The 19259-nt window shown below is 72.8% G+C and carries 19 protein-coding genes; 9 read left to right on the top strand and 10 right to left on the bottom strand.

All coding sequences use genetic code 11. The annotated features are described in order from the left end of the window. Positions 1-158 precede the first annotated feature (158 nt). Positions 159-899, top strand: a complete 741-nt coding sequence (locus ACFZDK_RS44865; RefSeq protein WP_390981944.1) for a methyltransferase domain-containing protein — start codon at positions 159-161, stop codon at positions 897-899. Here the strand turns inward: ACFZDK_RS44865 and ACFZDK_RS44860 are convergent. The 4 genes from ACFZDK_RS44860 to ACFZDK_RS44845 all read right to left on the bottom strand — a co-directional run bounded on the left by ACFZDK_RS44860 (position 877) and on the right by ACFZDK_RS44845 (position 4444). Beyond that, the gene (locus ACFZDK_RS44860; RefSeq protein WP_390981941.1) at positions 877-1620 is read right to left on the bottom strand and encodes a GntR family transcriptional regulator; all 744 of its coding nucleotides are present in this window, start codon (positions 1618-1620) and stop codon (positions 877-879) included. The two genes, ACFZDK_RS44865 and ACFZDK_RS44860, sit on opposite strands and share 23 nt — an antisense overlap. Before the next feature lie 182 nt (positions 1621-1802). Beyond that, positions 1803-2969: a serine hydrolase gene (locus ACFZDK_RS44855; RefSeq protein WP_390981938.1), complete on the bottom strand. Its 1167-nt coding sequence runs from the start codon at positions 2967-2969 to the stop codon at positions 1803-1805. An 88-nt stretch (positions 2970-3057) separates the two neighbouring features. Continuing rightward, positions 3058-3462, bottom strand: coding sequence for a nuclear transport factor 2 family protein (locus ACFZDK_RS44850; protein WP_390981935.1), 405 nt, complete (start codon positions 3460-3462; stop codon positions 3058-3060). 13 nt (positions 3463-3475) lie between these two features. Beyond that, complete coding sequence (locus ACFZDK_RS44845; RefSeq protein WP_365688966.1) at positions 3476-4444, bottom strand: acetylxylan esterase; 969 nt, start codon at positions 4442-4444, stop codon at positions 3476-3478. Between the two features lie 103 nt (positions 4445-4547). On the opposite strand from ACFZDK_RS44845, the gene ACFZDK_RS44840 reads away from it, so the two are divergent. Further along, positions 4548-5906 carry an 8-oxoguanine deaminase gene (locus ACFZDK_RS44840; RefSeq protein WP_390981932.1) on the top strand — a complete coding sequence of 453 codons (1359 nt, stop codon included), beginning with the start codon at positions 4548-4550 and terminating at the stop codon, positions 5904-5906. Between the two features lie 25 nt (positions 5907-5931). Here ACFZDK_RS44840 and ACFZDK_RS44835 read toward each other — a convergent pair whose 3' ends face one another. The 3 genes from ACFZDK_RS44835 to ACFZDK_RS44825 form a co-directional block, all read right to left on the bottom strand. Then, a complete protein-coding gene (locus tag ACFZDK_RS44835) occupies positions 5932-6519 on the bottom strand; it encodes a hypothetical protein (RefSeq protein ID WP_390981929.1) in 588 nt (195 codons plus the stop codon). 228 nt (positions 6520-6747) lie between these two features. Beyond that, the gene (locus ACFZDK_RS44830) at positions 6748-7527 is read right to left on the bottom strand and encodes an FAD-binding oxidoreductase (RefSeq protein ID WP_390981926.1); all 780 of its coding nucleotides are present in this window, start codon (positions 7525-7527) and stop codon (positions 6748-6750) included. Further along, the gene (locus tag ACFZDK_RS44825) at positions 7520-8125 is read right to left on the bottom strand and encodes a molybdopterin-dependent oxidoreductase (protein ID WP_390981924.1); all 606 of its coding nucleotides are present in this window, start codon (positions 8123-8125) and stop codon (positions 7520-7522) included. Before ACFZDK_RS44825 ends, ACFZDK_RS44830 begins: the two co-directional genes overlap by 8 nt. A 169-nt stretch (positions 8126-8294) precedes the next feature. On the opposite strand from ACFZDK_RS44825, the gene ACFZDK_RS44820 reads away from it, so the two are divergent. After that, a complete protein-coding gene (locus tag ACFZDK_RS44820; RefSeq protein ID WP_390981921.1) occupies positions 8295-9218 on the top strand; it encodes a zinc-binding dehydrogenase in 924 nt (307 codons plus the stop codon). Then, positions 9215-9991: a GNAT family N-acetyltransferase gene (locus ACFZDK_RS44815; protein WP_390981918.1), complete on the top strand. Its 777-nt coding sequence runs from the start codon at positions 9215-9217 to the stop codon at positions 9989-9991. Before ACFZDK_RS44820 ends, ACFZDK_RS44815 begins: the two co-directional genes overlap by 4 nt. On the opposite strand, the gene ACFZDK_RS44810 is transcribed toward ACFZDK_RS44815, so the two are convergent. Continuing rightward, positions 9952-10353 carry a MarR family transcriptional regulator gene (locus ACFZDK_RS44810; RefSeq protein WP_390982208.1) on the bottom strand — a complete coding sequence of 134 codons (402 nt, stop codon included), beginning with the start codon at positions 10351-10353 and terminating at the stop codon, positions 9952-9954. The genes ACFZDK_RS44815 and ACFZDK_RS44810 overlap by 40 nt on opposite strands. A 211-nt stretch (positions 10354-10564) precedes the next feature. Between ACFZDK_RS44810 and ACFZDK_RS44805 the strand changes: the two genes are divergently transcribed. Both ACFZDK_RS44805 and ACFZDK_RS44800 read left to right on the top strand, forming a co-directional pair. Beyond that, positions 10565-11632 (top strand): hypothetical protein, encoded by a 1068-nt coding sequence (locus ACFZDK_RS44805; protein WP_390981916.1) that lies wholly within the window; start codon positions 10565-10567, stop codon positions 11630-11632. Positions 11633-11697: 65 nt separating this feature from the next. Then, a complete protein-coding gene (locus tag ACFZDK_RS44800) occupies positions 11698-12486 on the top strand; it encodes a putative protein N(5)-glutamine methyltransferase (protein WP_390981914.1) in 789 nt (262 codons plus the stop codon). On the opposite strand, the gene ACFZDK_RS44795 is transcribed toward ACFZDK_RS44800, so the two are convergent. Together ACFZDK_RS44795 and ACFZDK_RS44790 are read right to left on the bottom strand one after the other, a co-directional pair. After that, positions 12483-13220 carry a hypothetical protein gene (locus ACFZDK_RS44795; protein ID WP_390981911.1) on the bottom strand — a complete coding sequence of 246 codons (738 nt, stop codon included), beginning with the start codon at positions 13218-13220 and terminating at the stop codon, positions 12483-12485. The genes ACFZDK_RS44800 and ACFZDK_RS44795 overlap by 4 nt on opposite strands. A 168-nt stretch (positions 13221-13388) precedes the next feature. Next, positions 13389-15458, bottom strand: coding sequence for a SpoIIE family protein phosphatase (locus ACFZDK_RS44790; RefSeq protein WP_390981909.1), 2070 nt, complete (start codon positions 15456-15458; stop codon positions 13389-13391). Positions 15459-15733: 275 nt separating this feature from the next. Here ACFZDK_RS44790 and ACFZDK_RS44785 point away from each other — a divergent pair, with 275 nt between their 5' ends. The 3 genes from ACFZDK_RS44785 to ACFZDK_RS44775 all read left to right on the top strand — a co-directional run bounded on the left by ACFZDK_RS44785 (position 15734) and on the right by ACFZDK_RS44775 (position 19238). Further along, a complete protein-coding gene (locus ACFZDK_RS44785; RefSeq protein ID WP_390981906.1) occupies positions 15734-16603 on the top strand; it encodes a hypothetical protein in 870 nt (289 codons plus the stop codon). A gap of 127 nt (positions 16604-16730) precedes the next feature. Beyond that, entirely contained in the window at positions 16731-17099 is a 369-nt protein-coding gene (locus tag ACFZDK_RS44780; protein ID WP_390981904.1) for a hypothetical protein, read from the top strand. 123 nt (positions 17100-17222) lie between these two features. After that, the gene (locus tag ACFZDK_RS44775) at positions 17223-19238 is read left to right on the top strand and encodes an FAD-dependent oxidoreductase (RefSeq protein ID WP_390981901.1); all 2016 of its coding nucleotides are present in this window, start codon (positions 17223-17225) and stop codon (positions 19236-19238) included. The last annotated feature ends 21 nt before the right edge of the window (positions 19239-19259 follow it).

The raw sequence follows: 19259 nt of genomic DNA, 5'->3' as shown, positions 1-19259 counted from the left end.
CGCCCCGCCCCCGCCCCCCCCCCGCCCCCCCCCCGCGCCCCCCCCCCCCCGGGGCCCGGGGGGGGGGGGGGGGGGGCCCCCCGGGGGGGGGGGGGGCCCCCCCCCCGGGCCCCCCCCCCCCCCGCGTCCGGGCCCGGCCGCTCCCGTAAGCTGGCCGGATGTTCAGCCCCGAAGGCCCGAGCCTCAGCGAGCTCGCCGTCCAGGCACTGACCTCGGTCGAGCGCGGCTACGACCTGCTGGCCCCGAAGTTCGACCACACCCCCTTCCGGACGCCCGGCTCGATCCTGGAAGCGGTCACGAAGGCGCTCACCCCGCTCGGCCCCTTCGAGGACGGACTCGACCTGTGCTGCGGGACGGGAGCCGGTCTGGACGTGCTGGCCCAGGTGTGCCGGACCAGCGTCACCGGCGTCGACTTCAGCGCCGGCATGCTCGATGTCGCCCGGCGCCTGCCGCCGCCCGACGGGCCGGACGTCCACTGGGTGCACGCCGACGCCCGGGCCCTGCCCTTCGGACCCGCCTTCGACCTGGTCGTCAGCTTCGGGGCGTTCGGCCACTTCCTGGCCCGGGAGCTGCCCGGCCTGTTCGGCCAGGTCCACTCGGTGCTGCGGCCGGGCGGCAGCTTCGCCTTCCCGGTGCTTGCCCCACCGCGCCCCACCGGCCTCGGATACTGGATGCTGCTCGGCTTCGACGCCGTGATGCGGGTGCGCAACGCCCTGTGGCGGCCGCCGTTCGTCATGTACTACCGGGCCTTCCGACTCGGCGAGGTGCTGGGGGAGTTGGCGCGGACGGGGTTCACCACGGACCTGTACGCGCTGCCCGATTTCGGCGAGCGCGCGGACGGCAGCCCGCGCGCCCGGCTGGTCGTGGCCCGGAAGGTCAGCCCGCGGCAGGGACCGTGAACTCGTAGATCAGCGCGTCCAGTTGGGCGTCCACCACCAGGTCGGTGATCTCCAGCGGACGGGCGTACTGGTCGTGCACCCGACGGGTCACCCGGACCGAGGACGCGTCCGCGACCTGGGTGATGGAGTCCCGGTGGTGCAGGGTCAGACCGGCCTTGCGCATCCAGTCGTAGGCCCGGCGCAGCTGCGCGGCGGCCGAGCCGTCGGCCCGGTCCCGGTAGCGGCCCAGCTCCTCGACCTCGGTCAGCGCCACCGCCGAGAAGGACGTCACGGCGGTCCGCAGGGCACGGCCGTCGGGAGAGGCGCATTCGTAGCGGTGCATCAGGGTCGGCCGGTGCGGAGCCAGGCCCAGCGCCGCCGCGTGCTCCGGCGGCGGCTCCTCCCAGGTCACCGTGGCCCGGTCGACCGCGCCGTGCTCGGCGGTGCCGACGCCCACCGGGAACGCCAGGGAGACCGGGTTCTCCACCGGGCGGCCGTGCAGCGTCGCATGGCTGCCCCGCCGGTCGGTGGCGACCAGGCCGCTGTGCCGCAGCACCTCCAGCGACTGCCGGACGGTCTCCCGGCTGACCCCGAAGTGCTGCGCCAACTGCCGTTCCCCCGGAAGCCGTTCGCCCGGCGGGATGGTGCCGTCGCGCAGTTCGCCGAGCAGTTGAGTCGCGATCCGCCAGTACAGGGGCTGCCCTTCGCTCTCGGAGTGGTCGTGCGGGGTGGTGCGGGCCATGCCGCGCCTCCTGTGGGTGACAAGGCTTGGTCACCGGGCCCGCCGGCGAGCATGCTGACGCTCACCGACGGGCCTCGATGACAAGACGTAGCCGTGCGGGTTCGTTCCGCGACCACATCTAGCATTGGTCTAAACCATCAGGGAAGAGCGGCCCATGGCATTCGGCCGAAACCGAACGGCCCTCACAGACTCGTGTAAAGGGCGCTGACCAGCGCCGTCTTCCGGGGATCGTCCGCGATCCGCGGCCCCATCCGGTTCATGACGTAGCCGAGCGAGACCCCCGCCTCCGGGTCGGCCAGCCCGCAGGAGCCGCCGAACCCGTCGTGCCCGAACGCGCGCGGGTTTGGACCGTACGAGCCGTTCGGCCCGCTCAGCCACAGCCCGAGCCCGATCTCGGTCTCGTGCTCGAAACCCGCCCCCAGGACCAGGTCGCGGCAGCTGCCCTGTCCCTCGCGCACCCGCTCCGCCGCCTCGGGCGACAGCAGCCGCAGGCCGCCGTAGTCGCCCCGGCCCGCGAACACGCCGTACAGCGCGGCGACCGCCCGGGCCGTGCCGTGCCCGTTGGCCGCCGGGATCTCGGCCGCCCGCCACCGCGGGGTGTTCGCCTCGGTCGCGCCCGCCGCCGGGTTGGCCAGGGCGGCGATCGCCACGGGCGCCAACTGGCTGAAGATCGCGGCCTGTTCGCTGTCCGACAGGACCCGTGGATGCTCCAGCTCCGCCGCTCGCCCGGACTCCTTCTCCGGCAGCCCCACGGTGAAGTCGATGCCCAGCGGCCCGGTCACCTCCCGCTCCAGGAACGCGCCCGGCAGCAGCCCCGACACCCGCCGTACCACCTCGCCGACCAGGAAGCCGTAGGTCAGCGCGTGATACCCGGACCGGGTCCCCGGATCCCACCAGGGCTCCGTCGCCGCCAGCCGGGAGGTGGTCAGCTCCCAGTCGTACAGATCCTCGATCGAGTGCGGCTCGCGCAGCCCGGACAGCCCGGCGCGATGCGACAGCAGATGCCGTACGAGGACGCCCGCCTTGCCGGCCGCCGCGAACTCCGGCCAGTAGTCGGCGACCGGCGCGTCGAGGTCGAGCAGCCCCCGGTCGGCCAGGATGTGCGCGCACAGGGCCACCGGGCCCTTGGTCGTCGACCAGACGTTGACCACGGTGTCCCGCTCCCACGGCCGGGTGCGCGCCGGGTCCGCCCAGCCGCCCCACAGATCCACCACCGTCTCGCCGCCGACCGTCACCGCGACGGCGGCGCCCAGCTCCCCGCGGTCCCGGAAGTTCTCCTCGAAGGCCTCCCGCACCGCCGCGAAACGCGGTGCGCAGTGACCCTGGACCTGTGGCTCGTGCTCGGACATGCGCCCTCCGTCGTACGCCGGAAACCCAGGCCGCGACGCTGCGACCCGGGCACCTCGAACGTACCGACTGGTCGGACTGGAGGGAAGGTCAGTGGAAGAAGAGGTTCCCGGACGGCTCCTGGTGGCCCTCGACGGTGTGCCAGTAGTCCCGGGTCTCCACCGCCAGTCCCCGCGCGTCGAAGCGCGCGAACACGCACCCCGCCAGCGTGACCGTGGTGCCGTCCTCCTCCGAGAACACCCGGAACTCCGCCACCGCGACCCCGCCGGGACCGACCAGCGGCGCCGAGAACCGGACGTCCGCCACCCGCTCCCCCTCGAAGGACCAGCGCAGATATGCGGCGAGTTCGTCCCGTCCGCGGTGCGGTGGGCGGAACGGCATCGAGCGGTGCACGCAGTCCTCGGCGTACAGGGCGAGCAGCGCGTCCACGTCGTGGGCGGCCCAGCCCCGCTCCCACACCCGGACGAACCGCTCGGCGGCCGCCTGCGGTTCCATGTCCCCGGTCACCTCAGGCGTACGACCCGAGCCAGCGCACCTTCGCCGCCTCGTGGTACGGACCGCCGCCCTCGTGGTCGTTGAAGTCGTACACCTCGATCGCCTTGTCCTCGTGCGCCCAGGAGTTGAAGGCCGCGAAGACCGTGGACGGCGGGCAGGTCTGGTCCTCCAGAGCCGCCGAGAACAGCGCCGGGGCCCGGCCGCGCGCCGCGAAGTGCACCCCGTCGAAGTACGAGAGCGTGCGCTGCACGTCCGCCGAACGGCCGCGGTGCGTCTTGAGGAACAGGCCGATCTCCCGGTACGGGTGACGGTCCGTCAGGGTGGTGGCGCGCGGGAAGTCGCAGAGGAACGGTACGTCCGGGGCGACCGCGACCAGGTCCGGGACCAGACCGCCGACCGCGATGGTGATCCCGCCGCCCTGGCTGGCGCCGAGCGCCACGGTCCGTGTCGCGTCGGTCAGCGGGTGCGAGCGCGCCGCCTCGACCGCGCGGACCGCGTCCGTGTACACCCGGCGGTAGTAGTAGTTCTCCGGCGCGTCGACGCCCCGCGTCATGAACCCGGGGTACGCCGGAGCGCCGCCCACCGGGTCCGCGGTGCCGCCGCCACCGCCCCACGCGCTGCCCTGGCCCCGGGTGTCCATCACGAAGTGCGCCCGGCCCGTCGACGCCCACAGCAGGTTCTCGTGCGGGAGCCCGCGCCCGCCGCCGTAACCGATGAACTCCACGACCAGCGGCAGCGGTTCGGCGGCACCGGCCGGCAGCCGCAGCCAGCCCTTGACCGGGTGCCCGCCGAACCCGGCGAACGTCACGTCGTACACCTCGACCGTGGACAGCCCGGTGTCGACCGGCTCGAAGCGGGCGTCGAGATCGTGCTCGCGGGCCTCCTGGAGCGTCTTGGACCAGAAGGCGTCGAAGTCCTCGGGCGCCACCGACGCGCTGCGGTGTTCGCGGAGCTCGTCGAGGGGAAGGTCGAACAGGGCCATCAACAGCCGCCTTTGTGAAGGGTAGGTGCGGATGATCACACCGTACGTCGGTGGTCCGACGACTCGCCAGGCCTGTGCGCCGCCCGCCCCCTACGATGAGCCCATGCCGACAGCTGTCGATCTGCTGGTCAAGGACGCCGGACTGCTCGTCGTCGACGCCGGGCGGGAGATCCCGGGCGGCTGGGTGGCCATAGCTGGTGGTCGGGTCACATCGGTCGGGGTGGCGGGCGAGGAGCCCGAGGCCGCCACGGTCCTCTCCGCGTCCGGACGGCTGGTCACCCCCGGGCTGATCAACACCCACCACCACATCTACCAGAACCTCACCCGCTCCTACGCGCCCGCCGTGAACGGCACCCTCTTCGACTGGCTGACCACCCTCTACCCGCTGTGGGCCCGCCTCGACGAGGAGGCCGCCCACATCTCCGCGTACGTCGGTATGGCGGAACTCCTCATGGGCGGCTGCACCACGTCCTCCGACCACCTCTATGTGCATCCGCGTCCCGGCCTGGTCGACGCGGAGATCCGCGCCGCCCGGGACATCGGCTTCCGCTTCCACGCCACCCGCGGTTCGATGACCCGCTCGGTCGAGGACGGCGGACTGCCGCCCCGGAGCGTCACCCAGACCACGGACGAGGTCCTCGCCGACAGCGAACGGCTGATCAGGACCCACCACAACCCCGACCCCGGCGCCCTGATCCGGGTCGCCCTCGCGCCCTGCTCACCCTTCTCGGTGACCAAGGAGGTGATGACGGCGAGCGCCGAACTCGCCGAGCGCTACGACGTCCGCCTGCACACCCACCTCGCCGAGGACCGCGACGAGGACGCCTACTGCCTGGAGACCTACGGCTGCCGGCCCGTCGAGTACTTCGAGGACTGCGGCTGGATGAGCGACCGCACCTGGGTCGCCCACTGCATCTACCCGGACGACGCCGAACTGCGGCGCCTCGCGGCCGCCGGTGTCGGCGTGGCGCACTGCCCCAGCTCCAACATGCTCATCGGCGGCGGCACCGCCCGGGTGCGGGAGATGCGCGAACTCGGCCTGCCCGTCGGCCTCGGCTGCGACGGCTCCGCCTCCACCGACCACGCCTCCCTCTGGATGGAGACGCGCAACGCCCTGCTGCTCGGCCGTTACCGGGGCGGACCCGGCGCGATGACCGCACGGGACGCCCTCGACATCGCCACCCGCGGCTCGGCCCGCTGCCTGGGCCGCGCCGACGAACTCGGCCACCTGCGCCCCGGCGCCTGCGCCGACCTGGTCGTCTGGGACCTCCACGAGGTGGCCCTGGCGGGTGCCCTCACCGACCCCGTGGAGGCCTGGCTGCGCTGCGGACCCGCCCGTGCCTGGACGACGGTGGTGGCGGGCCGGGTGCTGGTCGACCGGGGCGAGCCCGTCCTGCCCGGGCTGGCCGATGCCCTGCGCACCCACGCGCGCGTGGCCCGCGAACTGCAGTCAGCCGTCTGAGAGCACGTCAGGAAGCCGAGGAGTCTCAGGCGCGCCCGCGGGTCCAGTCCGGCCCGGTGCGCGCCCATTCCTGTTCCCACTCGGCCAGCCGGTGGCGCAGCGCGACCCGGCGGACGACACCGTGGCCGAGCAGCACCACGGCCGCCGCGCCGCCCGCCCCGCACACGCCCACGGTGACCGTGTGCTGCCAGACGGCGATCTCGTTGGGCGGCGGGGCGACGCCGTGCCCCTTCCGGTCGAACCACACGTCCACCGCGTCACCGGTCCGGGTCCCCGCCGGCACCCGGGCCAGGGCGGTCTTCGGGCCCTTGCCGGGTTCGGTCCAGCGGACGTTCGCCTGGTAGGCGTGCTCCCGGTCGCCGCCCTGCACGTACGGCAGCTGCTGCGGCGTGTTGCCGACCACCACGGCCCGGACCATGTGCCGCTGGGCCCGCTCCGCCGCGGCCACGGACCGCGCCTGGTCATGGGCCCACAGCCCCACCACCGCCCCCACGAGGGGCGCACCTATGCACAGCAGCACCGCGACGCCCAGGGCGATCCAGGCCTCCACCATGTCCGACCTGCGGCGCAGCGGGTTCTGCCGCCAGCGCCAGCCACACACCCGGGTACGCATGTCGACCTCCTCGCCGCCACAGAAGCCGAAGGGCCGGACAGTCGGTCCGCAGCTCCCAGCGTGCCCCCGCTGCACGCGAGCGTCCACACGGGTCTGGTACCCCGTACGGAGTACCCCGCTCACCCTGCGCAGCCACCCGGTGCGACAGTGGCCGAAGCACGCCGTCCGGCGCGCGCCGCACGCCCGCACCCCTGCGCCGTCATGTCGGCACTGGCTGGGTACCTGCGCTCAGCCGAACCGCTCGATACGGATCCGGTCCACCGGTTGCCCGGCCGCCACCAGCAGCCGCGAGGCATGCTCCGCGAACCCGTTGGAGCCGCACACATAGGCCTCCCACCCACCAGCGGGCGGCTCGGCCAGGAGCGGGGCCACATGTGCGGCGGCCATACGTCCCACCGGCACACCCGGGGGCGCGGAGCGGGTGAACACGGTCGTGGTCTCCGCGCCCAGCTCCCGCGCGTAGATCAGTTCCTCGGGGGAGCGGGCCGACACCACCATGCGCAGCGGCACGTCCAGCGCCCGGGCCCGGTGGTGCCGGATCATCGACATCAGCGGTACGACCCCGGAACCGGCGCCGACCAGCAGCGCGGGCCGGTCGCCGGGCCAGGCGAAGAAGCCGCTCAGCGGGCCGCGCACCTCCAGGGTGTCGCCGGGCCGGGCCACCGTGTGGAACCAGCCGGAGACCTCCCCGCCGTCGACATGGTCCAGCGTCAGCTCGATGTGGCCGGAGCCGTCGGGCGCGGAGGCGAGCGAGTAGTGGCGCTGGGCCGCGTAGCCGTCCCCGGCGGTCAGCCGCAGCATCAGGTGCTGCCCCGGCAGGTGCCCCGTCCAGCCCGGCACCGCCAGCCGGAACGTCGCCGTATGCGGGGTCTCCCGCCGTATCGCGGCGATCGTGGCTGTCTGCCACACCGACGCGGCCCGGTTGCTGACCGCGATGCGGCCGGGCACCGCGAAGCGGGTCGCGGGAGTGAACGTCCCGGCTGCCGTCGTTCCCGTCGCCTCAGTCACCGGAGTACCTCTGCTCCTCCCAGGGGTTGCCCCGCGCGTGGTACCCGTTCTGCTCCCAGAACCCGGGCTCGTCGTGGTCGAGCAGGGTGATGCCCGCGATCCACTTGGCGCTCTTCCAGAAGTACAGGTGCGGCACCAGCAGCCGGGCCGGCCCGCCGTGCTCGGCGGCCAGCGGCTCGCCCTCGTAGGCGAACGCGATCCAGGCCCGCCCGCCGGTGAGGTCCGCGAGCGGCAGGTTTGTGGTGTAACCGGTGTGGGAGTAGGCGAGGGCATGGGTGGCGGCCCCATGGGGGCGCACCACATCGAAGAACGCGTCCAGCGAGACGCCCTGGAACCGCACCCCGAACTTGGACCAGCTGGTCACACAGTGGATGTCACCCTCGTACGCCGACGACGGCAGTGCGTGCGCCGCGTCCCAGTCCCAGGTGCGCGGCTCGGCCACCAGCCCGTCGATCCGGAACGACCAGTCGGCCGGGGCCAGCTCCGGTGTCACCTCGGCGGACAGCACGGGCCAGTCGTCGCCCGCGTCGTACTGGCCGGGAGGCAGTCCGGCGTTGGCTGTGCGGGGGCGGCCGGTGAAGCCCCGGGTGATGTTCATGCTTCAACCGTACGACGTCCGATCGGGTGCTCCGACCCAGGTCAGGGCCCCGATCATTGCGGCCTTGTGAACGATCCGAGGGCGCGGGAATAGCGGTCGCGCGCCCGTCCTTGGCGCTGAGTGCGGCTGTCGGGACACCGGTGACAGCATCAGAGAGCGAGGAAGAACGATGCCCAAGGCGTACGTCTACACCAGGCACGGCGGGCCCGAGACCGAGGCCTTCGCCGAGGTGGACCGCCCGACTCCCGGCCCCGGTGAGCTGCTGATCGCGGTGCGCGCGGCGGGGGTGAACCCCGTGGACTGGAAACTGCGCAACGGCTTCCGCCGGCCCGGCGAGGGCGAGGCGCGCTTCCCCGTCGTCCTCGGCAGCGAGGCCGCGGGTGTCGTCGAGGCGACCGGAGAGGGCGTGACCGGGTTCACGGCCGGCGACGAGGTCTTCGGGAGCACGGCCGGCGGCGCGTTCGCCGAGTACGTCCTGCTGAAGGCGTCCGTGACCGCGCACAAGCCCGCCGCCCTGTCGTTCACCGATGCCGCCACCCTGCCGGTCGCCGCGGCAACCGCCTACGACGGCGTGCGCCAGCTCGACCTGCCCGAGGGCGCGACCCTGCTGGTCACCGGTGCCGGCGGCGGGGTCGGTGCGGCGACCGTGCAGATCGCCCGCGCCTGGGGCCTGCGGGTCCTGGGCGTCGCGAGCGAGGCCAAGAAGGACTTCGTCGAGTCCCTGGGCGCCGTGCACGTGGCCTCCGGCCCCGACCTGGCCGCACGGGTGCGGGCCGCCGCGCCCCAGGGCGTGGACGGGGTCTACGACCTGGTCGGCGGCGAGGTCCTCGCCGAGGCGGCCGGACTGCTCGCCGACCGCACCAAACTGATCACCGCGGGCGCCGCACCCGAGGAGGTCGCCGCGCTGGGCGGGGCCCGCGTCGAACGCGCCCGGACCGCCGCGGTCCTGGACGAGGTCGCCGAACTCGTCGTCGGCGGCGAACTCGACCCGCACATCTCGCAGACCTTCCCGCTGGACCGGGCCGACCAGGCGCTGCGCGCCGTCGAGGACGGACACGCCCGCGGCAAGATCGTGATCGAGGTCGCCGTATGAGCGTCCCGAGCCCCAGCCCGAGCCCCAGCTCCATCCCCGACGCCGCCGAGGCCCCGCACATCCTGGACAACCCCGCCCTCGCCTCGCTGACCGGCCCGCACGCCCACTTCGCCGAACGGCGCGGCCGCATCCTGCGCTACCCGGTCGACGTCTCCCCGTGGCTGGCCCTGCCCGACGAGCCGGACGCCCAGGACTGGGCCGACCTCGCCGCCCTGGCCGGACCCGGCGCGGAGATCGGGCTGCCCGGCTTCCGCGGGGAGCTCCCGGACGGCTGGGACCTCACGTTCAACGTCGAGGGCGTGCAACTGGTGGACGAGGGCATGGAGACCGCCCCGGAGCCGGCGGCGGTCCGCCTCGGCCCCTCCGACGTGCCCGAGATCCTCGACCTGGTCGAACGCACCCGGCCAGGCCCGTTCCTGCCCCGCACCGTCGAACTCGGCACCTACCTGGGCATCCGCCGTGACGGCAGGCTGATCGCGTTGGCGGGGGAGCGGCTGCACCCCCCGGGCTGGACCGAGATCAGCGCGGTCTGCACCGACCCGGCGTACCGCGGCGAGGGCCTCGCGACCCGGCTGATCCGCGCCATCGGGCACGGCATCCGGGAACGCGGCGAGACCCCGTTCCTGCACACCGGCGCCGGGAACACCAACGCGATCCGGCTGTACGAGTCCCTGGGCTTCCGCCTCCGCCGTCGTACCGCCTTCATCGCGGTCAGGGTGCCCGAGGCGCGCGGTCAGGCCTCGCCGGTGCCCGCCGACGTCCCGGCGTTGTAGCGCTCCAGATAGCCGGCGAACCTGACCAGGTCCTCCTCGGGCCAGTCCGCCAGCCGCTCCCGGAAGGCGGCCCGGCGGCTCCGGGTGACCTGGGCCAGGATCTCCTCCCCGGCCTCCGTCAGATGCAGCACCTGGACCCGGTGGTCCTCCGGGTCCAGGCGCCGCTCGATCAGCCCCGTCCGCTCCAGTGCCGCCACCTGCCGGCTGACCGTCGACTTGTCCAGCGCGTAGTGCGCGGCCAGGTCGGTCGCCCGGCAGCCGCCGCGCTCCTCCAGATGCCCGAGGAGCGTGTACGACACCAGCGACAGCTCGGGGTGCATACGCCCGGCCGACGCCCTGGCCCGGCGCGCGAAGACCGTCATCTCGCGCTGGATCGTCTCGACGGCCGTCTCCGCCGCTGTCACGGCAGGACCTTCGACTGCGGCACCGCTACCGGCAACACCCTCACGGGAATACCTCCTCCGACGTTCTAGTTGTATAGTACAACTTGAGTGTGAGTTGTATAAGCCAACCAATTGCTCTGAAGAGCTGAGAAGACTCGGAAGAGCTGAGAAGATCCGGAGGTCGTCCGCGATGAGGTCACCGGCACTGCGCCATGTGCTCACGCACCTGATCACCCCCCTGCTGATGTGCCTGGGCATGGGGCTGGCCTACATGGGGGCGTTCGTCCACCCGGAGCCGAACCACATGCCCGTGGCCGTGGTCGGCGCCGGACCGGAGGCGAAGGTGTTGGCGCAGACCGTCAAGGACACCGCGGGGGACCGGCTCGACGTCCGTACCGTCCCCACCCGTGCCGAGGCCGTCGACCTGCTGAAGTCCCGGACCGTGACCGGCGCCTACGTACCGAGCGCCAAGGCCCCGGAGCTGATCGTCGCCAGTGCCGCCTCCGACATGGGCGCCACCGCCGTGGAGAAGGTCTTCACCCCGGTCGCCGACCAGGAGGGCGTCCCGCTGAAGGTCACCGACGTGGCCAGGCCGGTCGCCGACGACCCCACGGGACAGGGCCTGTTCTTCCTGCTCATCGCCGTCAGTATCGGCTCCTACGCCTCGGTCGCCGCCCTCGGCGCGGCCGGCGCCGCACTCCCGATGCGGATCCGCGCGCTGCTCGCGCTCGGCGTCTCCGCCGTCGTCAGCGGCATCGGCGCACTGCTCGCCGGACCGGTGTTCCACCTCGCCCACCACGACCTCGCCGGCGTCTGGGGCCTGGCCTGGCTCTACTCGGCCGGCATCCTCCTCATCGGCGTCGGCCTGCACACCTTCCTCAAGCGGTGGACCACGCTGACCATGATGGTGCTGTTCGTGATGCTCAACTTCACCAGCTCCGGCGGGCTGTTCCGGCCCGAACTGCAGAACGGCTTCTTCGGCGCCCTGCACGCCTTCTGGAACGGCGCCGGCTTCGTCGAGGGCACCCGCAGCCTGCTGTACTTCGGCAGCGACGGCCTGGGCGGGAACGTCGCCACCCTGGCGGTCTGGCTGCTGGCCGGCCTCGCGGTCACCGCGATCGCCGCCCTGTACGAGCGGGCCAAGGCGACCCCGGCCGCAACCGTGGTCGTAGCGGCATCGCATGCGCAACCGGCGGCCCATGCCGCCGTGGCCGACGAGGAGGCCGAGCAGGAGGCCGAGGAGACGGTCGGCGTCTGAACCGCCGATCCGCAGCCCCGAAAACCCCCTGACCGCGGCCCCGCCGCCCGGATAGGCTCCCCGCGATGCTCTCACTTTCCGACACCACCGCCGTCGTCTCCGCGCTGCGCACCGCCGGATGCGTCTTCGCCGAGGACGAGGCGGAGCTGATCCTCGCCACCGCCCGCACCCCGGAGGAACTGGCCACGATGGTGGACCGGCGCGCCTCCGGACAGCCACTCGAACACGTTCTCGGCTGGGCGGAGTTCCACGGGCTGCGCGTGCTCGTGGAACCGGGCGTGTTCGTGCCCCGCCGCCGTACCGAGTTCCTGGTCGACCAGGCCCTCGCCCAGGTTCCCGGCGCGTCCGTCGTCGTGGACCTGTGCTGCGGCTCCGGCGCGGTCGGCGCGGCCCTCGCCGCCGCCCTCGGAGACATCGAGCTGCACGCCGCCGACATCGACCCGGCCGCCGTCGGCTGCGCCCGCCGCAACATCGCCCCCTACGGCGGCCACGCCCACGGCGGCGACCTCTTCGAGGCCCTGCCCGCCGCCCTGCGCGGCCGTGTCGGCATCCTCGCGGCCAACGTGCCCTACGTCCCCAGCGGCGAGGTGGGGCTGCTGCCCGCCGAGGCCCGCGAACACGAGCCACTGGTCGCCCTCGACGGCGGCGGCGACGGACTCGACGTGCTGCGCCGCGTCGCCGCCGAAGCACCCCGGTGGCTGGCCCCCGGCGGCTGCGTCCTCGTCGAGACCAGCGAACGCCAGGCCGAGGCGGCCGTCGAGACCTTCGCCCACGCCGGACTCAGGACGCGGCTCACGGTGTCGGAGGAGCTGTACGCGAACGTCGTGATCGGCCTACGCGACCAGGTCGTCTAGGTCGTCGCCCCGCTGCCCGAGGGACTCGGCGACGGGGAACGGTCACCGGGGCGCGTCCAGGGGCCGCCGCGGTCGTGCATGCCGCCCCGGCCCATGCCCGTGAAGTCGCCGGAGAGCGCGGCGGAGGCGGAGAGCTTGCCGTCGTCCCCACGGGTACCGACCAGGAAGACCTTGGCGTCCTTCTTCAGCGAGTCCGCGTCGCCGCGCACCTTGACGTCCGAGCCCACGGTCCACGTCCACGACGTACCGTCGTCGCTCTTCACGGTGACCTGGTCGCCGCCCGTCTTCGTGACCGTGCCCCGCTGCCAGACCTTGACCACGTACTTGCCGGTGTCCGGGTCCTTGACGGTCGCCTCGCCGTGCACACCCATGCCGCCCATGCCGAACCAGCCGCCGTGTCCGGGGCCGTGCCCGTCGGGGGAGGGAGCCGCCGAGGGCGCGCCGGAGGCGGCCGGCGGGCTGGCGGTGCCGCCCGTGCCGGAACCGGCGGCGAACGCCACCGTCCCGCCGAGAGCCAGCGCTCCGGCCACGAAGGCCACGGTCACCGCACGAGTACGGGTGGACTGCCGGCGCCAGCGGTCGCGCAGCGGCGCGCCCGGCTCGCGGTCCTTGCCCGGTCCCGCCAGCACCTCCCACTCCGGGGCGGCCTGCGGGGGATGGTCCGGCATCGGCGGAACGGACGGGCCTGCTCCGTCGCCGTCACGGCGGTTTTCCTGCTCCGGTTCGTGCGTCACGGCTCGCTCCCATCGGCGAACGGCACGCGGCATCGCGGTGCATGCCTCTCTGTGAAGTGTGGGTGTTCGCCGATAAGAACCTGATAACGAGTGCCTGTGAATTCCATGAACCCGGGACCGGGGTCCTGGACCCGCGGACCCGCGGACCCGCGGTCGCCGGGCGTTCGGCTACGGCAGTTCCTGCGCCCGCGCGATGAGCAGCGCCACGTCGTCGTGGTTGTCGGGGTGGTGCAGCTCCCGCAGCAGCATGTCGCAGACCTCCTCCAGCGGACGGGCGGGGTCGTCGAGGAGGGCCAGCAGCGCGTCCAGGCGTTCGTCCAGGGAGTGGCTGCGGGTCTCGACCAGGCCGTCGGTGTAGAACACCAGCTCGTCGCCCGGCTCGAAGTCCACGGTCGTCGTGGAGAAGGGGATCCCGCCCACGCCCAGCGGCACCCCGGTGGGCAGGTCGAGCAGTTCCGGCGGGCGGCCGGGGCGGAGCCGGACCGGCGGCAGATGGCCGGCGTTGGCGATCCGGCACTGGCGCAGATGCGGATCGTGCACGGCGTACACGCAGGTCGCGATGGAGTGGTCGAGGCCCGAGGTGGTCTTGTCCAGATGCTCCAGCAGGACCGCCGGATCCAGCCCCAGGGAGGTCAGGGTGGTGGTCGCGGTCCGCAGCCGGCCCATGGTCGCGGCCGCGTTGATACCACTGCCCATCACATCGCCCACCACGAGCGCCGTACGGCCGCCCTCCAGCGGGATCACGTCGAACCAGTCGCCGCCCACCTCGACGGTCTCGCCCGCCGGCTGATAGCGGGAGGCGACCTCCAGGCCGGTGGTGACCCGGGGATGGGTGGGCAGCAGGCTGCGCTGCAGGGTCAGCGCGGTGGTGCGGGCGTTCTGGTACCAGCGGGCGTTGTCGATCTGCACGGCCGCCCGCGCCGCCAGCTCCCGGGCCAGCAGCAGATCGTCGTCGTCGAAGGGCGCCGGATTGCGGGTGCGCTTGAGTTCGAGGGCGCCCAGCACCTCGCCGCGCGCGATCAGCGGCACCGCCAGATACGAGTGCACCCCGGCCCGGCCCAGCAGCACGGCGGCCTCGGGGGAGGCGGCGATCCTCGGCAGGTCCTCGTCCTTGACCCGCCGGACGACGACGGCCTCCCCGGTCCGTACGCACTCGGTGATCAGCCGGTCCGGCGCGTACCGCGCGACCGTGCCCGGCGCCTGGACCGCCTCCGCCTCCTGCTCCGCACGGACCGCGAGGGCGCGGAGCAGGGCCGGCTCGGCCGGGCCGAGCGTACTGCGGCGGCCCTCGACCACCGTGTCCAGCAGATCCACGGCGGCCACGTCGGCCAGCTCCGGGACGGCGACCTCGGTCAGCTCACGGGCGGTGCGGTCCAGGTCCAGGGTGGTGCCGATCCGGGCGGAGGCGTCGGCGATCAGCGCCAGGCGCCGGCGGGCGTTCTCGGCCTCGACACCGGCCTGGTACGGCTCGGTGATGTCCACCACCGAGGTGGCCACGCCCAGCACGTTGTCCAGCGCGTCGTCCAGCCGGTAGACCGACATCGACCAGATGTGCTCCTCGTCCGGATTGGCCGGCGTACGGCCCACCGCCGACTGGTCGATGATCGGCTCACCGGTCCGCAGCACCCGCAGATACGCCGACTCCAGTTCGTCGGCGTCCAGGAAGGGCAGTACCTCGCGGATCGTCCGCCCCACGTGCTCCTCGGCCGGGACGCCGTTGATCCGCTCCAGCGCCGGGTTGACCGACACGAACCGCAGCTCCGTGTCGAGGACGGCCAGCCCGATCGGCGACTGCTTCACGATCCGCTCGGACAGCGCCACGTCCTGCTCCAGCCGGCGCACCGTCGACTGGTCGGCGGCGAGACCCAGCGCGAACACGTCGCCGTTGTCGTCCATGAGCCGCATGTTGCGGAACTCGACCACCAGGCTGGTGCCGTCCTTGTGCCGGATCGGGAAACCGCCCGCCCAGCTCTGTCCGGTGATCATCACGTCCGCGAAGAGCTTGCCGACCAGTTCGATATGGCGCTCTTCCACCATCAGCCGGGCCGCGTACTGCCCCAGCGCCTCCTGCGCCGAATAGCCGAACAGCTCCTCCGCCTGCGGGCTCCACAGCACGATCCGCCCCTTGGCGTCCAGCACCACCGAGGCCACGCCCAGGACGTCCAGCAGCCCGCCCGGGCGCACGGGCCCGCGCACGGGATCCTCGCCCGCGGGCACCGAAGCCTCCGCTGGTCTCATCGCACGCACCGCCTTCGTACTTCTGCACGGCACGTCGTCCCCCGTGCCGACTCCCCTTGTTCTATCGCGCTCACACCCGACTCTCCGACGTCGCCGCCGACGTTTCCACCATCTCTCAACACGGCGGGATCTGTACGGCGAAGAGGCCAGAGAGACGGAAGAGGCGTGAGTTCACTTTCCCGTTCCGTCATTGGTCTGTACATGCCTGTCAGGTGCACGCCAGACTGGCCCGCGCACGCGCGTCCCACCCCCCCGATACCGAGGAGTAGGCTTCCATGCCCGCGTCCCCCCGGCAACGTTGTCGCGCAGGCCTGACCGCCCTGGTCGCCCTCGCCGCGACCTTCGTCCTTTCGGCCGGCCCGGCCTCCGCCGCCGACACCTGGACCGACACCGGCTCCGACCGCGCCGACCCGCTCACCGAGAGCCAGGGCCTGACCTCGGTCGAGGTCCCGGCCAACAGCGCCAACCGGTACACCGGCATCGGCACCATCCCCGTCAGCGTCTCCAGCCGCGGCTGGAACCACGTCGGCGACCCCGACGAGTCCTACGACGGCTACTACGTCGAGCCCTACCAGGCGGACTCCGGCACCGCCAAGATGTACCGGGTGCAGGCCCCCGACGGCACCTGGTCGGAGTACACCCACACGCTCGCCTCCGGCGAGGCCCTCAACAACTCCTGGGACGCGATCTCGCCCGACAGCCAGTACATGCTCTCCGGCGAGTACGGCACGATGACCCGCTTCCTGGTCTTCCCGACCCCGGGCGCCAACAAGAGCACCTCGCCGTCCGCGAACCTCCCGCTGGCCTCCGTCGTCAACCTGGACCACGCCATGCGCGACGTCCAGGGCTGCGACTTCTCCGGCGCCACCACGCTGCTGTGCTCCTCGGACGACCCGGACGGCAGCCTCTTCGGCTACACCAAGCCGCTGCTCCAGATCGACCTCTCCGCCCAGCCCGGCACCGGCAACGTCACCGGCCATGTCACCGCGCTGCGCCAGCTCCCGCTGCGCAGCTCCTGCTCCGGCACCTTCGAGGCCGAGGGCATCGACTACGACCGGCGCACCGGCACCCTGCGCGTCATCGTGATGTCGCCCGGGTTCTGCATCCTCGCCGACAGCAAGACGTACAAGTTCAGCCGGAGCTGAGCCGAGTCCGCTCCGTCCGCCCGGACGGGTGGTGCACCGCCCGGTAATCGGTGCTTATCTGTTGGCATGGCGCGGTGCGCGGGGGTACCCGGGCCACCGCGCCATCGCCATGAGAGGAGCGATCACCATGGACCGTGTGCGTATGCACGAGGAACCCGTCTCCCTCGAGATCAGCGGATGCAGCAAGGAAGACGCCCGGATCGTGTTCGACGCGCTGTGCCAGTGCTTCGAGTCCGACCGGGCCGTCGAGGACGTGCCGCAACAGCTCCACGAGACCCGCCCGATGGTGTGGCTCGGCACGTTCGAGGTCACCGACGCCCACGAGTGCACCCCGCCACCCCGGCTCTCGGCCACGGTCGAGGCCGACGCCCAGGGCGGCTACTGGGCGATCGACCGGCTCCGTGCGACCCTCGACTCCCTGTTCACGGTCCGCAACCTGTCCTCCGCCTCGGGGGACCAGGAGCGGGAGCTGCATGTGCTGCTCGAAGGGCGGTGAGCGAGTCGGCGGGAGGGCCGGTGATATGTCACACACCGCCACCCGAGCCCTTGTGCAACTAGTTGCATAAACCGTGCGCGGTCCTCTACAACTACGGTGACGACACCGCGCACGGAGGGCCCGATGAGCCGTTACCCGCACCTGCTGAAACCCCTCGACCTGGGCTTCACCACCCTGCCCAACCGCGTGCTCATGGGCTCCATGCACGTGGGCCTGGAGGAGGCCGAGCGCGGCTTCGAGCGGATGGCGGAGTTCTACGCCGCCCGGGCGCGCGGCGGCGTGGGCCTCATCGTCACCGGCGGCATCGCGCCCAACGACGAGGGCCGGCCCTACGAGGGCGGCGCCAAGCTCACCACCGAGGCGGAGGCCGACCGGCACCGCACGGTCACCGACGCCGTCCACCGCGAGGGCGGCCGGATCGCGATGCAGATCCTCCACTTCGGCCGCTACGCCTACCACCGGGACCTGGTCGCCCCCAGCCCGCTCCAGGCGCCCATCAGCCCCTTCCCGCCCCGCGAACTGACCGACGACGACGTCGAGCGCACCGTCGACGACTACGTCCGCGCCGCCCGCCTCGCCCGGCAGGCCGGCTACGACGGCGTCGAGATCATGGGCTCCGAGGGCTACCTCGTCAACGAGTTCGTCGCCGCCCCGACCAACCACCGCACCGACCGCTGGGGCGGCTCGTACGAGAACCGGATGCGGTTCCCCGTCGAGATCGTCCGCCGGGTGCGTGAGGCCGTCGGCGCGGACTTCGTCATCATCTACCGCCTCTCCATGCTCGACCTGGTCCCCGGCGGCTCGACCTTCGACGAGGTCGTCACGCTCGCCAAGGCCGTCGAGGCGGCCGGCGCGACCATCATCAACACCGGCATCGGCTGGCACGAGGCCCGCATCCCCACCATCGCCACCTCCGTGCCGCGCGGCGCCTACACCTGGGTCACCCGCAAGCTGATGGGCGAGGTGTCCGTCCCGCTGGTGACCACCAACCGCATCAACACCCCCGAAGTCGCCGAGGAGTTGCTCGCCGAGGGCTACGCGGACATGGTGTCGATGGCCCGCCCGATGCTCGCCGACCCCGACTTCGTCGCCAAGGCCGAGGCCGGCACGCCCGAGGCCATCAACACCTGCATCGGCTGCAACCAGGCCTGCCTCGACCACACCTTCAGCGGGAAGATCACCTCCTGCCTGGTCAACCCGCGCGCCTGCCACGAGACCGAGCTGATCCTCGCCCCGACCCGGCTGCGCAAGCGCGTCGCGGTCGTCGGCGCCGGTCCGGCCGGGCTCGCCTGCGCGGTCTCCGCCGCCGAACGCGGCCACGCCGTCACCCTGTTCGACGCGGCGGGCGAGATCGGCGGCCAGCTGAACGTGGCCCGCAAGGTCCCCGGCAAGCAGGAGTTCGACGAGACCCTGCGTTACTTCCGCCACCAGCTCGACGCCCACGGCGTGGACGTACGCCTGAACACGACCGTCGAGCCCGAGGACGTCACCGGCTTCGACGAGGTCGTCGTCGCCACCGGCGTCACCCCGCGCGTCCCCGACATCGCCGGCGTCGACCACCCCCGCGTCCTCGGCTACCTCGACGTGCTGCGCGACGGTGCCCCCGTCGGCGACCGCGTCGCGATCCTCGGCGCCGGCGGCATCGGCTTCGACGTCGCCGAGTACCTCACGGACGGCGGTGACAAGGCGAGCGAGGACCCGTCGACGTACTTCAGGCAGTGGGGCGTCGACATGGACTACCAGGGCCCCGGCGGCCTGGCCGCCCCCGAGCGCCCGGCGCCCCCGCGCACCGTGCACCTGCTCCAGCGCAAGGCGAGCAAGGTCGGCGCGGGCCTCGGCAAGACCACCGGCTGGATCCACCGCACCGAACTCAAGCACCGCGGCGTCACCATGGTCCCGGGCGTGCGCTACGACCTGATCGACGACGCCGGACTGCATGTCACCGTCGACGGCGAGAGCACCGTCCTGGAGGTCGACACCGTCGTCCTGTGCACCGGGCAGGACCCGCGCCGGGACCTGTACGACGAGCTGGTGGCCGCCGGGTGCAGCGCGCACCTCATCGGCGGCGCCGACATCGCCGCCGAACTGGACGCCAAGCGGGCCATCAAGCAGGGCACCGAGCTGGCCGCCGCCCTGTAGGGGGCGTCCCTAGGATGAGCC

Origin of the sequence: Streptomyces sp. NPDC007901, assembly GCF_042959465.1 — a bacterium.
Classification (GTDB): Bacteria; Actinomycetota; Actinomycetes; order Streptomycetales; family Streptomycetaceae; genus Streptomyces.
The sequence above is the reverse complement of the archived record's forward strand: the minus strand, read 5'-3'. Positions and strand labels throughout refer to the sequence as shown.